General features: G+C 70.3%; 14 protein-coding genes and 1 pseudogene. 5 read left to right on the top strand and 10 right to left on the bottom strand.

What is annotated here, in order from left to right; all coding sequences use genetic code 11:
- The first annotated feature begins 23 nt into the window (after positions 1–23).
- Entirely contained in the window at positions 24–1,190 is a 1,167-nt protein-coding gene (locus ACZ6ZD_RS34825) for an MFS transporter (protein WP_465678650.1), read from the top strand.
- Positions 1,187–2,377: a CynX/NimT family MFS transporter gene (locus tag ACZ6ZD_RS34820; RefSeq protein WP_465678649.1), complete on the top strand. Its 1,191-nt coding sequence runs from the start codon at positions 1,187–1,189 to the stop codon at positions 2,375–2,377. The genes ACZ6ZD_RS34825 and ACZ6ZD_RS34820 overlap by 4 nt, the downstream gene beginning before the upstream one ends.
- On the opposite strand, the gene ACZ6ZD_RS34815 is transcribed toward ACZ6ZD_RS34820, so the two are convergent.
- From ACZ6ZD_RS34815 to ACZ6ZD_RS34790, 6 genes are all read right to left on the bottom strand, one after another.
- On the bottom strand, positions 2,338–2,586 hold the full coding sequence (locus tag ACZ6ZD_RS34815; RefSeq protein ID WP_465678648.1) for a hypothetical protein: 249 nt from the start codon (positions 2,584–2,586) through the stop codon (positions 2,338–2,340). The two genes, ACZ6ZD_RS34820 and ACZ6ZD_RS34815, sit on opposite strands and share 40 nt — an antisense overlap.
- A gap of 12 nt (positions 2,587–2,598) precedes the next feature.
- Positions 2,599–3,606, bottom strand: coding sequence for a sugar phosphate isomerase/epimerase family protein (locus ACZ6ZD_RS34810; RefSeq protein ID WP_465678647.1), 1,008 nt, complete (start codon positions 3,604–3,606; stop codon positions 2,599–2,601).
- Positions 3,607–3,618: 12 nt separating this feature from the next.
- Entirely contained in the window at positions 3,619–4,701 is a 1,083-nt protein-coding gene (locus ACZ6ZD_RS34805) for a Gfo/Idh/MocA family protein (RefSeq protein ID WP_465678646.1), read from the bottom strand.
- A gap of 92 nt (positions 4,702–4,793) precedes the next feature.
- Positions 4,794–5,699, bottom strand: a complete 906-nt coding sequence (locus ACZ6ZD_RS34800) for an aminoglycoside phosphotransferase family protein (protein WP_465678644.1) — start codon at positions 5,697–5,699, stop codon at positions 4,794–4,796.
- Positions 5,696–6,700, bottom strand: coding sequence for an NAD(P)H-dependent glycerol-3-phosphate dehydrogenase (locus ACZ6ZD_RS34795; RefSeq protein WP_465678643.1), 1,005 nt, complete (start codon positions 6,698–6,700; stop codon positions 5,696–5,698). Before ACZ6ZD_RS34795 ends, ACZ6ZD_RS34800 begins: the two co-directional genes overlap by 4 nt.
- On the bottom strand, positions 6,697–7,467 hold the full coding sequence (locus ACZ6ZD_RS34790; protein ID WP_465678641.1) for a lysophospholipid acyltransferase family protein: 771 nt from the start codon (positions 7,465–7,467) through the stop codon (positions 6,697–6,699). The genes ACZ6ZD_RS34795 and ACZ6ZD_RS34790 overlap by 4 nt, the downstream gene beginning before the upstream one ends.
- A 16-nt stretch (positions 7,468–7,483) precedes the next feature.
- Between ACZ6ZD_RS34790 and cofC the strand changes: the two genes are divergently transcribed.
- Together cofC and ACZ6ZD_RS34780 are read left to right on the top strand one after the other, a co-directional pair.
- Positions 7,484–8,155, top strand: coding sequence for a 2-phospho-L-lactate guanylyltransferase (gene cofC, locus ACZ6ZD_RS34785; protein ID WP_465678640.1), 672 nt, complete (start codon positions 7,484–7,486; stop codon positions 8,153–8,155).
- 14 nt (positions 8,156–8,169) lie between these two features.
- Positions 8,170–8,376 (top strand): hypothetical protein, encoded by a 207-nt coding sequence (locus ACZ6ZD_RS34780; protein WP_465678639.1) that lies wholly within the window; start codon positions 8,170–8,172, stop codon positions 8,374–8,376.
- A gap of 87 nt (positions 8,377–8,463) precedes the next feature.
- Here the strand turns inward: ACZ6ZD_RS34780 and ACZ6ZD_RS34775 are convergent, their stop codons facing one another.
- From ACZ6ZD_RS34775 to leuC, 4 genes are all read right to left on the bottom strand, one after another.
- Positions 8,464–9,066 (bottom strand): HU family DNA-binding protein, encoded by a 603-nt coding sequence (locus tag ACZ6ZD_RS34775; protein WP_465678638.1) that lies wholly within the window; start codon positions 9,064–9,066, stop codon positions 8,464–8,466.
- A 156-nt stretch (positions 9,067–9,222) separates the two neighbouring features.
- A complete protein-coding gene (gene corA, locus ACZ6ZD_RS34770; protein WP_465678636.1) occupies positions 9,223–10,374 on the bottom strand; it encodes a magnesium/cobalt transporter CorA in 1,152 nt (383 codons plus the stop codon).
- Between the two features lie 247 nt (positions 10,375–10,621).
- Positions 10,622–11,221, bottom strand: coding sequence for a 3-isopropylmalate dehydratase small subunit (gene leuD, locus ACZ6ZD_RS34765; protein ID WP_465678635.1), 600 nt, complete (start codon positions 11,219–11,221; stop codon positions 10,622–10,624).
- Positions 11,222–11,235: 14 nt separating this feature from the next.
- Entirely contained in the window at positions 11,236–12,666 is a 1,431-nt protein-coding gene (gene leuC / locus ACZ6ZD_RS34760; protein ID WP_465678633.1) for a 3-isopropylmalate dehydratase large subunit, read from the bottom strand.
- Positions 12,667–12,776: 110 nt separating this feature from the next.
- On the opposite strand from leuC, the pseudogene ACZ6ZD_RS34755 reads away from it, so the two are divergent.
- Positions 12,777–13,454 (top strand): annotated as a pseudogene (locus tag ACZ6ZD_RS34755) (IclR family transcriptional regulator); the annotation flags it as partial.
- Between the last annotated feature and the right edge of the window lie 105 nt (positions 13,455–13,559).

The following is a 13,559-nucleotide window of genomic DNA, read 5'->3' as shown; positions in this document are numbered from 1 at the left end:
TCGAACAGATTGATTGTTTACTTGTGGCTGACGACACCCGCCTGATCACCCGGTCCCGGTACGCCGTGGCCGCCGTCTTCCTGGTCCACGGATCGGTGACCGGGTCGTTCGCGACCCGCGTGCCCTGGATCCAGGAGCACTCCGGCGTCTCGGCCGGCCAGCTCGGCTTGGCGCTCGCGTTCCCCGCGCTGGGCGCGGCGCTGATGATGCCGCTGGCCGCCCGCGTCAGCCACCGGCTCGGGACGCGGACGGCGTTGCGCGGCCTGCTCGCGCTCTGGACGCTCAGCCTGATCCTGCCGTCGCTGGCGCCCAACCTGCTGACGCTCTGCGCCGCGCTGCTCGTGTACGGCGGCACCGCCGGGATGTCCGACGTCGCGATGAACGCGCTCGGCGTCGAGGTCGAACATCGGCTCCGGAAATCGATCATGTCCGGCCTGCACGGCATGTGGAGCGTCGGCGCCCTGCTCGGCTCCGCGATCGGAACGGTCGCGGCGCACGCCGACGTGAGCGCCCAGGTCCACCATCTGGCCGCGGCGATCGTGCTCACCGTCGCCGGTCTCGCGGTCTGCCAGTTCGTGCTGAACATTCATCCCGAGGAGGACGAGGAGCCGCCCGCGCGCTTCGCGCTGCCGCCGCGCTCGGCGTTGCTGATCGGCGCGGTCGGGTTCTGCGCGGTCTTCGCCGAGGGCGCGAGCCTGGACTGGTCGGCCGTCTACCTGCGCGACGTCCTGGACAGCTCACCCGGCGTCGCGGCCGGCGCGACGACCGGGTTCGCGCTGACGATGGCGATCGCGCGGATCTCCGGGGACGCGATCATCGACCGGTTCGGCGCCGTCCGGACCGTCCGGACCAGCGGCGTGATCGCGGTCGCCGGCGGGGCGCTCGTCGTCCTCGCGCCGAACGCGGTCACCGCGATGGCCGGGTTCGGGCTGATCGGCATCGGCGTCGCGGTCGTCGTCCCGCTCGCCTTCGTGGCCGCGGCGCGCAGCGGCTCGACCGCCAGCCAGGCGATCGCGGGCGTCGCGACGATCACCTACGCCTCCGGGCTGGTCGCGCCGTCGATCATCGGCGGGATCGCCGAGGCCAGCAACCTGACCGTCTCGTTCCTGATCGTCACCGTGCTCGCGATCGCGCTGATCCTGTTCGCACCGGTCCTGCGCCCCCGCGAGGCGACGAAGACGTCCGCATGACCAAGCTCACCCGGACGGCGCTGATCACCGCGACCGCGTTCCTGGTCGCGCTCAGTCTGCGGCCCGCGCTGACCGCGGTCGGGCCGCTGCTGCCCCGGATCGGCCTGGACGAGAACCTCGGCGAGGCGGCCCAGGGCCTGCTCGGCACCTTGCCGCTGCTCGCCTTCGCAGTCGCCTCACCGCTGGTGCACCTCGCGTCCAAGCGGTTCGGCATGGAACGCGCGGTTCTGGTCTCGCTGCTGGTCCTCGCCGTCGCTGCCGCCGCGCGGCCCTACACGGGCGTGGCCGGGCTGTGGATCGGGACGGCCGTGGTCGGCGCCGCGATCGCCGTCGGCAACGTCCTCGTCCCGGTGATCATCAAGCGGGACTACGCCGCCCACGTCTCGCGCGCGACCGGCGTCTACACGGCCTTCATCACCGGCGGCGCGGCGATCGCGTCGATCGTCGCGGTCCCGATCGCGGACGCCGCCGACTGGCGACTCTCGCTGGCGATCTGGGGCGGTTTCGCCGTCCTGATCGCGCTCGTCTGGCTTCCCCGCTCACTGCACCCCGAGCCCGTCCCGCCCACGCGAGTGGACGACGAAGCGGCGCCAGTCAGCGTCTGGCGGCAGCCGATGGCCTGGCTCGTGACGGGCTTCATGGGCCTGCAGTCGACCAGCTTCTACCTGCTCGTGAACTGGCTGCCGACCATCGAGATCTCGACCGGAGTCTCGGAGCGGACGGCCGGCGTCCACTTGTTCCTGTTCCAGGGCTTCGGCCTGATCGGCGGCCTGACGATCCCGCGGCTGATGAAGAACCCGGTCAGCCAGCGAGCGGGCGCCGTCACCGCCAGCGTCCCGATCCTGGTCGCGCTGCTCGGTCTGCTGATCGCGCCGGAGCTGGCCGTCGGCTGGGCGATGATCGCCGGCCTCGGCCAAGGCGCGGCCCTCGTCGCGGCCCTCACCCTGATCAGCCTGCGCGGCCGCACGCACCACGAGACGACCCAGCTGTCCGGCATGGCGCAGTCGGTCGGCTACCTGCTCGCCGCCGGCGGCCCGGTCCTGGCCGGCTTCCTCACCGAGCAGACGGGCTCGTGGCGGACGACGCTGCTCGTGTTCGCGACCCTGTCCGCCGTCCAGATCGGGATCGGCATCGCGGCCGGGCGCGACTACAGGAGCTTGGCCAGGACGTCGGCCGCTTCGTCGTAGCCGGCGTCGCTGATCCGCTGGAGCTCCAGCAGGTCCTTGGCGGCGGCCGCGCGGCGGGTCAGGTGCTCGCCCGCGCGGTCGTTGCCCTCGTCGAGCAACTCGTTCAGGGTGTCGAGATCCGAACGCTGGTCGGCCAGGTCGGCAAGCTTGTCCATCGCCTGCTCGTTGCCCTCGTCGGCCAGCGCCCGGAGTGTCTCGAAGTCGGTCATGCGACCAAGTATCTACTTGTCGGTCGCGAAGGCCGCGTCGAAGGCGGCGGCGGGCTTGTCGAAGGCCAGCGCGCGGATGACGTTGACGGCCTCGGCGGCGCCGACCTTGCGCTCCATGCCGGCGTCCTCCCACTCGACCGAGATCGGGCCGGTGTAGCCGATCGAGTTCAGCACGCGGAAGCAGTCCTCCCACTGCACGTCGCCGTGGCCGGTGGAGTAGAAGTCCCAGCCGCGGCGCGGGTCGCCCCAGGGCAGGTGCGAGCCCAGGCGGCCGTTGCGGCCGCCGCCGACGCGCATCCGGGTGTCCTTGCAGTCGACGTGGTAGATCCGGTCCTTGAAGTCCCACAGGAAGGCGGCCGGGTCGATGTCCTGCCAGACCATGTGCGACGGGTCCCAGTTCAGGCCGAACGCCGGGCGGTGGTCGACGGCCTCCAGCGCGAGTGTCGTCGTCCAGTAGTCGTAGGCGATCTCGGACGGGTGCACCTCGTGCGCGAACCGGACGCCCTCGGCGTCGAAGACGTCGAGGATCGGGTTCCACCGGTCGGCGAAGTCCTGGTAGCCGGCCGCGATCGTCTCCGCCGGGACCGGCGGGAACATCGCGACGTACTGCCAGATCGAGGAGCCGGTGAACCCGATGACGGTGTCCACGCCGAGTTTGCGCGCGGCCCGGGCGGTGTTCTTCAGGTCCTCGGCGGCACGCTGCCGGACGCCCTCGCCGTCGCCGTCGCCCCAGATCCGGGACGGGACGATCGCCTGGTGCCGGAAGTCGATCGGGTTGTCGCAGACCGCCTGGCCGACCAGGTGGTTGGAGATCGCGAAGACCTCCAGGTTGTACTTGGCCAGGATGTCCTTGCGGGTCTGCACGTACGACTCGTCGTCGATCGCCTGCTGGACGTCGAAGTGGTCGCCGGAGCAGGCGATCTCCACCCCGTCGTAGCCGGCCTCCGACGCGAACTGACAGACCTCCTCGAACGGCAGGTCGGCCCACTGACCGGTGAACAACGTGATCGGGCGTGGCATGACGGCTCCTTGTTAAACAGTGATCCAGGCGCTGTCGGCGGCGGCCGAGCGCAGTACGGCGTCGACCAGCTGCGCTGAGCGCGCACCGGCGGCGAAATCGGGCAGGCCGTCCGGGCGGTCCCCCTGGACGGCGGCGTAGCTGTCGGCCACGAACGAGTCGAACGCGTCCTGGTAGCCCTGCGCATGCCCGGCGGGCAGCCGGTTCACGCGGGCGGCGTCCGGGCTGAGGGTGTCGGGGTCGCGGGTCAGCAGCTGCGCGGCGGCGCGCCTGCCGAGCCACAAGCGGTCCGGGTCCTCCTGGTCGAAACCGAAGCTCGACTCCGTCCCGGAGACCTCCAGGTAGAGGCGGTTCTTCCGCCCGGCGGCAACCTGGCTGACGACGATGGTGCCCACGACACCAGCTTCGGTGCGGAACTGCGCGGTCGCCAAGTCCTCGGTCCGGACGGCCTTGCCGCCACGCTCGGAACGGACGGTCCGCAGCTGGGCGCTGATCGCGCTGATCCGGTCGCCGGTGACGAACTCGGTCAGGTCGCACCAGTGCGAGCCGATGTCGGCAAAGGTCCGCGACGGGCCACCGGTCTCGTCATCGACGCGCCAGTTCTGGTCGTCTTCGCCGGCCAGCCAGTCCTGCAGGTAGGAGCCGTGCAGGCTGGTGATCACTCCGGCCTCACCCGCGGCGATCCGGGCCCGCAGCTCGCGCACCATCGGGTGGTAGCGGTAGACGAACGGCACCGCGCCGACCAGACCGGCCTCATGGGCAGCGGCCTGCAGACCGGTCGCATCCGCCACTGACGTCGCCAACGGCTTCTCGCAGACGACGTGTTTGCCGGCGGCAAGCGCCTGCAACGTCACCTCACGGTGCGTGTTGTTCGGCGTACAGACATGGATGACGTCGACCTCGGGTAACAGCTCCTCGAGCGTGCCGAACCCGCGCTCGGCCCCGGAGGCCTCCGCCGCCGCTTCGGCGCGGGCCGGGCTGGAGCCGACCGCACCGACGATCCGGGCGCCGGCGACGAGCGCCGACCGCCCGTGCACCCGGCCCATGAAACCGCCGCCGACGATCCCGACCTTGAGCTTTTCCGCACTGGTGGCCACGTCGCAGGACGCTATGTGACACTTTTGAACCCTGTCAAGCAAAAGTCCAGCCGCTGACGGCGGAAGTCCCTGGTCGTTGCCTTCGGCCACCATCAGCGCCAGCTGACGGCCAGCTCCTCGAGCGTCCGCAGGATCGGGTCCAGCGGCTGCCCGCGGCGGCTCGCACCCGGCCCGAACCGCCGGCCCCAGTACGTCGCCCGCACCAGCTCGAGCTGGATCCACCGGCCCGCCCGCGCCGGGTCGAGCTCCGCCGCCTCGCAGTATGCCGCCAGCTCGCGCAGCAGGCCCGCCTTCAGATCCCCGTGGACCAGCACCAGCGTCCGGGCCTTCAGGAACGTGACCGCGTCGTACGCCGGATCGCCGACCAGGCCCTTCGGGTCGACGGCCAGCCACGGCTCGCGATCCGCGCGCAGGATGTTGCGATGGTGCAGATCGCCGTGGATCACGACATCGGGCTGGACCCGGACCACGTCGTCGATCGCCGCGAGCGCGCCGCCGACCACCGCATCCGGCAGCACGCCCGCGAACTCCGCGGCGTTCTGCTGCAGCTCCGCGGCCCACTCGTCGGCCCGGTCCTGTAACCGCGGCAGCCCGTCGACCGCCGGGATGGCCAACCGGCGGCTCAGCTGCCCGCCGATCACCGCGACCTCGGCGCCGGAGTCGCACAACGTCGTCCGGTGCGTGCGCTCCAGCAGCATCGCGTAATCGGCGTCCGACCGTTCGTACAGGTGGACGGCGCCCCGCCCGGCCCAAGCGGCGTACGCATCGGGCTCGTGCACGTTACCCGGATGCGTGAACGAGACCTTCAGCACCAGCGCCGCACCGGCCCGGCGGACCGGCACGATCACGCCGACCCCGCCATGCATCCACTCGCCGTCCGGCACGCAGCCCCAGCGGTCGATCAGCCCGGCCACGATGCCGGGCAGACGATCCAGCCAGACCACCCCACGTTCGCCTTCGCGCTCGGCAGTCGCCGTCGCGAAGGCCGCGGGGATCACCAGCGCTCCGCCTTGGCCGAGCGTGAGACCAGACTGAACAACATGTCCTTCGGAGTCATCTCTCCGGCTACGACCTTCGTCACGTGCTCTGCGATCGGCATCTCGACATCATGCCGGTGCGCCAGCTCACTGATCGACGAACAGGACTTCACGCCCTCGGCGACCTGTCGCGTCGCGCCGGCGATCTCGGCGACCGTCATCCCCTGACCGAGTTTCTCGCCGAACGTCCGGTTCCGCGACAGCGGCGACGAACACGTGGCGACCAGGTCGCCGAGGCCGGCCAGGCCGGAGAACGTGTGCTCGTCGGCGCCCAGCGCCGCGCCCAGCCGCGCGGTCTCGGCCAGGCCGCGCGTGATCACCGAGGCCCGGGCGTTGTCGCCGAACCCGAAGCCGACCGCCATCCCGACCGCGAGCGCGATCACGTTCTTCGTCGCGCCGCCGAGCTCGCAGCCGATCACGTCCGTGTTCGTGTAGGGACGGAACGCGCCCGAGTGACACAGTTTCTGCAGCCGGTTCGCCGTCCCCTCGTCAGCACAGGCGACCACCGCGGCGGCCGGCTGGCCCTCGGCGATCTCGCGCGCGAGGTTCGGCCCGGAGACGACGGCGATCCGCTCCGGCCCGGCGCCGGTCAGCTCCGCGATCACCTCGGACATCCGCAACGTCGTCCCGACCTCGACGCCCTTCATCAAACTCACCAGCGGGACGGCGCTCGGCAGCACATCGGCCCAGTCCCGCAGGTTCTCCCGCAGTGACTGACTGGGCACAGCCAGTACGACGGCCTCGGCGCCGTCGGCCGCGGCGGCCGGATCGTGGGTCGCGGTGATCGAGTCGGCGAGCCGGATCCCCGGCAGGTAATCAGGATTCTCGTGCTGCGTGTTGATCGCCTCGCACAACGACTCCCGCCGGCCCCACACCGACACCTGATTGCCCGCGCCCGCGAGCACGGTGGCGAACGCCGTCCCCCAGGAACCCGCACCGAACACCGCGACCTTCGTCGTCATTCCTTCTCCTCACTCCTGGCCTTGCGGGGATCGAACAACTCCTTGGGCGGGGTCTCACCGCGCAGCTCGCCGAGCGTCTCGGCCAGCGCGGCCATGATCACCTCGGTTGCCTCGTGCAACAGCTCGTTGGTGATCGGCTTACCCTCGAAGGCGCTCAGGTCGACCGGCCGACCGGCCCGGGCCTGCACGACCTTGCGCGGCAGCAGGCGGATCCGCAACTTGCCGGTGTAGGACTGCAGCACCTCCTGGGCGCCCCAGTTCGCGACCGGGATCACCGGAGCGCCGGTCATCAACGCGATCCGGGCCGCGCCGGTCTTACCGGTCATCGGCCACAGGTCGGGATCACGGGTGATCGTGCCCTCGGGGTAGACGCCCACGCACTCACCCGCCTCGACCGCGGCGACGGCGTCCCGAAAGGCGTCCGCGGCCAGGGCCGAGCCGCGGTGCACCGGGATCTGCCCCGCGCTGGTGATGATCCGGCCCAGGATCGGCAGTTTGAACAGCGACGCCTTGCCGAGCAGCCGCGGGATCCGGCGGCATTCCCAGATGAAGAAGCCGAGGACGAACGGGTCGAAATGCGAGATGTGGTTCGGCACGAAGACCACGCCGCCGGTGCGGGGCATGTTCTCCCGGCCGGTGAACCGCGGTTTGGTGAAGGTCAGCATGAACGGCTTCACGAGAATGACGATCACGCCGAACCAGAAACCCCGACGTGGCCTGGGGTCGTCCACTGCTACCTCCTGGTGCTGCTCACTGCCGTGCGTCATGGGAGAATCCTGCCTGATGGCAGACCTACAGGTCGTTCCCTGGATCCTGGCGATCCCGGTGAAGCGTACGGCGATCGCGAAGAGCCGGCTCGCTGCGGCCTACCCGCAGCATCGCCCGGAGCTCGCGCGCGCCTTCGCCGTCGACACTACTGCGGCCGCCCTGGAGTCGGGGCTCGTCCGCGCGGTTCTGGTCGTCACCGACGACCCGGTCGTCGCCGCGGACGTGACCGCCGCCGGCGCGCACGCCGTCCCGGATCTGCCCGCGGCCGGGCTCAACGAGGCCTTGCTGCACGGCGCGTCCGTGGCCGCCCAGGAGTTCCCCGGGCATGGTGTGGCGGCGCTGTCGGCTGACCTGCCGGCGTTGCGGCCGGCCGAGCTGACCGCCGTCCTCGCTGCCTGTACGGCGCCGCGTTCGTTCGTGGTCGACCTGCCCGGTACCGGTACGACGTTGCTCGCGGCGGCGCCCGGCGTCCCGCTCGATCCACGGTTCGGCGTCGGCTCCGCGCTGGCGCACCAGGCGTCCGGCGCGATTCCGATCGGCCTGGCCGGCATCGACTCCGTCCGCCGAGACGTCGACACGGCAGCCGATCTCGCGCACGCCGTCCAGCTCGGTGTCGGCCCCGCGACGGCCGACGTGATGTCGCTGGTACTCGGCGCCGCGACCGGCTCCGAGGGCCTCGCCTGCTGAAGTACGGTGGTTGCGTGCAAGCCACTGTGAGCAAGTACGACGGCGACAACTTCTCCGGGTCGGTGCTGACCGACACCGGGATCGAGCTGCCCTTCAGCGTGCATGCGATCGCGGACACTCCGGTCCGGCACTTCCGCGTCGGCCAGCGCGTCCGCATCGAGACCACCGGCTCCGGCGCGAGCCTGACCATCACCGAGGTGGACTTCGGCACCGTGCTGTAGAGCAGTTGCCGGGCACAAGCGAAGGCCGGTCACTCCTGGAGTGGAGTAACCGGCCTTCGCTGTGTTACTGGTGCTGCAGTGCTTCGATCAGCGCGCGGCGCGCTTGGCCGGAGCCTTCTTGGCGGGGGCCTTCTTGGCCGGCGCCTTCTTGGCCACGGTCTTGACCGGAGCGGCCTTCTTGGCGGGGGCCTTCTTGGCCGGCGCCTTCTTGGCGACCGTCTTGACCGGAGCGGCCTTCTTGGCCACGGTCTTGGCCGGGGCCTTCTTCGCCACGGTCTTGGCCGGCGTCGCCTTCTTGGCGGCGGCGGTCTTGGTCGCCGCGGCCTTGGCCGGAGCAGCCTTCTTGGCCGGGGCGGCCGCCTTGGTGGCGGTCGCGGTGGCCTTCGGCGCAACCAGCTTCGGCAGCTTCTTCGCACCGGAGACGACAGCCTTCAGCTCCGCACCCGCGCGGAACTTGGGGATGACCGTCTTCTTGGCCCGAATACGCTCGCCGGTGCGCGGGTTGCGCACGACGCGCGCCCCACGCTCGATGGCCTCGAAGGCACCGAAACCGGTGATGGCGACCTTGCCACCCTTTTTGGTCAGCTCACGCTGGACGGTGTCGATCACCGATTCCAGCGCGTGCTGAGCCTGGCGGCGGTTTCCGTCGAAGTGCACTGCGAGCGCTTCGACCAACTGGCTCTTGTTCACTGCTTCCCTCCGTGAACTAGGCGTCGAGCACAGCGCTCGATCTCACAGGAACGTTATGGACTGAACAGGCCGTTGCCAAACACCAACGCGGCAATTCGGCTTGTTTTTGGGCGATTCGGGCCACAATTTCGCCCGAATCGGTGTTCCAGCGGGGTTTCAGAGCCATCCGCGGCGTTTGAAGACCTGATGCAGACCCACGCACACCAAGCCCATCAGGCCGATCGCGAAGGGGTATCCGAACTGCCAGTGCAGCTCCGGCATGGTGTCGAAGTTCATCCCGTAGACGGTGCCGATCAGGGTCGGCGCGAACAGGATCGCCGCCCAGGCAGAGATCCGCTTCACCTCTTCGTTCTGCTCACTGCCGGCCAGTGCGAGCGACTTCATCTCCTCGTTCTGCTGCTGGGCCACCAGCGTCGCGTTGACGGTCAGGATGTCGCGCAGCAGCTCGCGGAATCCGTCGACCTTCTCGACCACCTCGGTGACGTGGTCGGCCACGTCGCGCAGGTACCGCTGCAGTTCCTCGTCGACGCCGTACTTGTCGAAACCGCCGCGCAACGCCTCGAGGATGCCGGCCAGCGGCCGGGTCGCGCGCTGGAACTCGATCACCTCACGCGACAGTTCGTAGATCCGTCGCGACACCTTGGGGTCGTTGCGGAAGACCTCGGTCTCGATCTCGTCGATGTCGTTCTCGAGACCGGCGACCACCGGTGCGTAACCGTCGACGACCTTGTCCAGGATCGCGTAGAGCACGGCCTCGGTGCCGAGGTTCAGCAGGTCGGGATCGTGTTCGACGCGGCGCCGGACCGCGGCCAGGTTGGGCGCCTCGGCGTGCCGGACCGTCACCACGAAGTCCGGGCCGACGAACAGGTGCACCTCGCCGAACTCGACCTCCTCGGTCGCGTCCCGGTACCGAGCCGCTTTGAGGACGACGAACAACGTCTCGCCGTACCGCTCGAGTTTCGGCCGCTGATGGGCCTGGATGGCGTCCTCGACGGCCAGCTCGTGCAGGTCGAACTCCTGGGCCAGGGAGGACAGCTCGCGCCGGTCCGGGCGGTACAGGCCGATCCAGGCCATCCCCCGCGGCGCCTTGCGCAGGACGCGATACGTCTCGGCGAGGGAGTCGGGTGAGGCGACACGACGGCCGCCGCAGTAGATCGCGCTGTCGACGACGCTGTGCCCCTTGGGCAGCGCGTCGGCGTGCTGCTCGCGCGGCTGGTCGGCCGGCGGCGGTGTCGGCGGCGAGGCGGCGGCGTGCTTACGGGCAGCGCCGGTGAAGGCGCGCAAAGTGCGCAGGCGAAGGTCGGACATGGGTCCTCCAGGTGCGGTGGTACGGGTGAGGTGACGGCACACGTCTGCCCGACCGCTACTACTGGAGGAGGAAAGCTAGGTCAGCCTCACAAGGGTCGAGCGAGACCGGTATGTCTGGAGGGATCGCTGTTCATCAGCGCCTCACCTCCTCGGTCTCGCAAGCCTTGTTCTGACAACCACGTAAGGGTAACACCAGGGTTATCGCCCCCGGCGCCGTCGGCGTTACGGGGGCGATCACTCCGGTTGTTCAGGCTTTCGCCGGCAGCGTGGCCGGTTTGAAGGCCGGCCGAGTCGCTTCGTAGGCAGCGATATCGGCCTCGTTGGTCAGCGTGATGCTGATGTCGTCCAGGCCGTTCAGCAGCCGGTAGCGCGTGTAGTCGTCGATCTCGAACGGCGCGGAGAGCTCGCCGGCCGAGATCGTCTTGGCCTCCAGGTCCACGGTCACCTTGGTGCCCGGGTCCTTCTCGACGGTGGCCCACAGCTGCTCGACGACCTCTTCGGTGACGAGCGCGGCCAGCAGGCCGGCCTTCCCGGAGTTACCGCGGAAGATGTCACCGAAACGGGCCGAGACGACGACGCGGAAGCCGTAGTCGAGCAGGGCCCAGACCGCGTGCTCACGCGACGATCCGGTGCCGAAGTCCGGCCCGGCGACGAGTATCGAGACGCCGTCGTACTCCGGCTGGTTCAGGACGAACTCGGGGTCGTTGCGCCAGGCAGCGAACAGGCCATCCTCGAAACCGGTCCGGGTGACCCGCTTCAGGTACACGGCCGGGATGATCTGGTCGGTGTCGACGTTGCTGCGCCGCAGCGGGGCCGCCGTACCGATGTGCTGGGTGAAGGCATCCATGATTGTCGAGCTCCTCAGACGTTCTCGGGGACGGCGACGTCCAGCGGCTGCAGGTCGGCGGGCGCGGCGAGCGTCCCGGTGACCGCGGTGGCCGCGGCGACCAGCGGCGAGACCAGGTGGGTCCGGCCGCCCTTGCCCTGCCGGCCTTCGAAGTTGCGGTTCGAGGTCGAGGCGCTGCGCTCGCCGGGGGCCAGCGTGTCCGGGTTCATCCCCAGGCACATCGAGCAGCCCGCACCGCGCCACTCGGCGCCGGCGTCCTTGAAGATCGCGTCCAGGCCCTCGGCCTCGGCCTGCAGCCGGACCCGGCCCGAGCCCGGGACGACGAGCATCCGGGTGCCCTCGGCAACCTTCCGCCCGGCCAGCACGCCGGCGGCGGCGCGCAGGTCCTCGATCCGGCCGTTGGTGCACGAGCCCAGGAAGACGGTGTCGACCTTGATCTCGCGCAACGGCGTCCCGGCGGTCAGCCCCATGTACTCCAGCGCGCGCTCGGCCGCGACCTTGTCGGTCTCGGTCTCGAAGTCGTCCGGCGACGGGACGTTCGCCGACAGCGGCAGCCCCTGCCCCGGGTTGGTGCCCCAGGTCACGAACGGCGCGATCGACTCGGCGCGGATGACGACCTCACGGTCGAACGTCGCGTCGGCGTCGGTGGCCAGGCTCTTCCAGTACTCGACGGCGGCTTCCCAGTCTGCGCCCTGCGGCGCGTGCGGCTTGTCCTGCAGGTAGTCGAACGTCGTCTGGTCCGGCGCGATCATGCCGGCCTTCGCGCCCCACTCGATCGACATGTTGCAGATCGTCATCCGGGCTTCCATCGACAGCGCGCGGATCGCCTCGCCGCGGTACTCGACGATGTAACCCTGGCCGCCGCCGGTGCCGACCTGCGCGATCAGCGCGAGCACCAGGTCCTTGGCCGAGACGCCGTCCGGCAGGACGCCGTCGACGGTGACGGCCATCGTCTTCGGGCGGGCCTGCATCAGCGTCTGGGTGGCCAGTACGTGCTCGACCTCGCTGGTGCCGATGCCGAAGGCGATCGCGCCGAACGCGCCGTGCGTGGAGGTGTGGCTGTCACCGCAGACCACGGTCATCCCCGGCTGGGTCAGGCCGAGCTGCGGGCCGATCACGTGGACGACGCCCTGGTCGGGGTCGCCGAGGGTGTGGATCCGGATCCCGAACTCCTGGGCGTTCTTGCGCAGGGTGTCGACCTGCGTCCGCGACACCGGGTCCGCGATCGGCTTGTCCACGTCGAACGTCGGGACGTTGTGATCCTCGGTCGCGATCGTCAGATCGGGACGACGGACTTGCCGGTTCGCCAGGCGAAGCCCGTCGAAAGCCTGTGGACTGGTGACTTCATGCACCAGGTGGAGGTCGATGTAAAGGAGGTCGGGCTCACCGTCTGCTTGGCGCACCACATGCGCATCCCAGACCTTTTCCGACAACGTCCTACCCATCAGACTCTCCTTTGAGGTTTGCTGTGGTGTGAGTGCTCTCGCTCACAGTGCGCCCGATCGAGGCTCACGAGCGACTTGCGTTCCACGATTCGAGACGGCAATATCGTCTCATGGACAACTCTAGCGGAGTCGGCGTGCTCGACAAAGCAGCTCTCGTTCTGTCCGCACTCGAATCCGGGCCGGCGACCCTGGCCGGACTCGTGGCGGCGACGGGGCTCGCGCGCCCGACGGCACACCGGCTGGCGGTCGCTCTCGAGCACCACCGGCTCGTCGGTCGCGACATGCAGGGACGCTTCGTGCTCGGCCCGCGACTGAGCGAGTTGGCCTCCGCCGCCGGCGAGGACCGGCTGCTCGCCACCGCCGGCCCGGTGCTCGCGCGGCTGCGTGACATCACCGGCGAATCGGCGCAGCTGTTCCGCCGGCAGGGTGAGTACCGCGTCTGCGTCGCCGCCGCCGAGCGGCCGTCCGGTCTGCGCGACACCGTCCCGGTCGGCAGTCAGCTGACCATGGCGGCCGGGTCGGCTGCCCAAATACTGCTTGCGTGGGAGGACCCGGAGCGCATGCACCGCGGTCTGCACAACGCGACGTTCAACGCCGCCGCCCTGGCCGGTGTCCGCCGCCGCGGCTGGGCGCACTCGGTCGGCGAACGTGAACAGGGCGTCGCCTCGGTCTCGGCGCCCGTCCGCTCCCCCAGCGGCAAGGTCATCGCCGCCGTCTCGGTCTCCGGCCCGATCGAGCGCCTGTCCCGCCAGCCGGGCCGCATGCACGCCCCCGCCGTCATGGCCGCGGGGGGGGGGGGGGGGGGGGGGGGGGGGGGGGGGGGGGGGGGGGGGGGGGGGGGGGGGGAGGGGGTGGGGGGGGGGGGGGGGGGGGTGCGTCGCTGGATTGGAGAA

The sequence above is a fragment of the Kribbella sp. NPDC104218 genome (genome assembly GCF_055584105.1).
The sequence above is the reverse complement of the archived record's forward strand: the minus strand, read 5'-3'. Positions and strand labels throughout refer to the sequence as shown.

Coding starts and splice junctions, on each gene's coding strand:
- leuC (WP_465678633.1), bottom strand. CDS start 12,666: ATGGGTAGGACGTTGTCGGAAAAGGTCTGGGATGCGCATGTGGTGCGC.
- ACZ6ZD_RS34790 (WP_465678641.1), bottom strand. CDS start 7,467: ATGACGCACGGCAGTGAGCAGCACCAGGAGGTAGCAGTGGACGACCCC.
- corA (WP_465678636.1), bottom strand. CDS start 10,374: ATGTCCGACCTTCGCCTGCGCACTTTGCGCGCCTTCACCGGCGCTGCC.
- ACZ6ZD_RS34820 (WP_465678649.1), top strand. CDS start 1,187: ATGACCAAGCTCACCCGGACGGCGCTGATCACCGCGACCGCGTTCCTG.
- leuD (WP_465678635.1), bottom strand. CDS start 11,221: ATGGATGCCTTCACCCAGCACATCGGTACGGCGGCCCCGCTGCGGCGC.
- ACZ6ZD_RS34795 (WP_465678643.1), bottom strand. CDS start 6,700: ATGACGACGAAGGTCGCGGTGTTCGGTGCGGGTTCCTGGGGGACGGCG.
- ACZ6ZD_RS34815 (WP_465678648.1), bottom strand. CDS start 2,586: ATGACCGACTTCGAGACACTCCGGGCGCTGGCCGACGAGGGCAACGAG.
- ACZ6ZD_RS34810 (WP_465678647.1), bottom strand. CDS start 3,606: ATGCCACGCCCGATCACGTTGTTCACCGGTCAGTGGGCCGACCTGCCG.
- cofC (WP_465678640.1), top strand. CDS start 7,484: ATGGCAGACCTACAGGTCGTTCCCTGGATCCTGGCGATCCCGGTGAAG.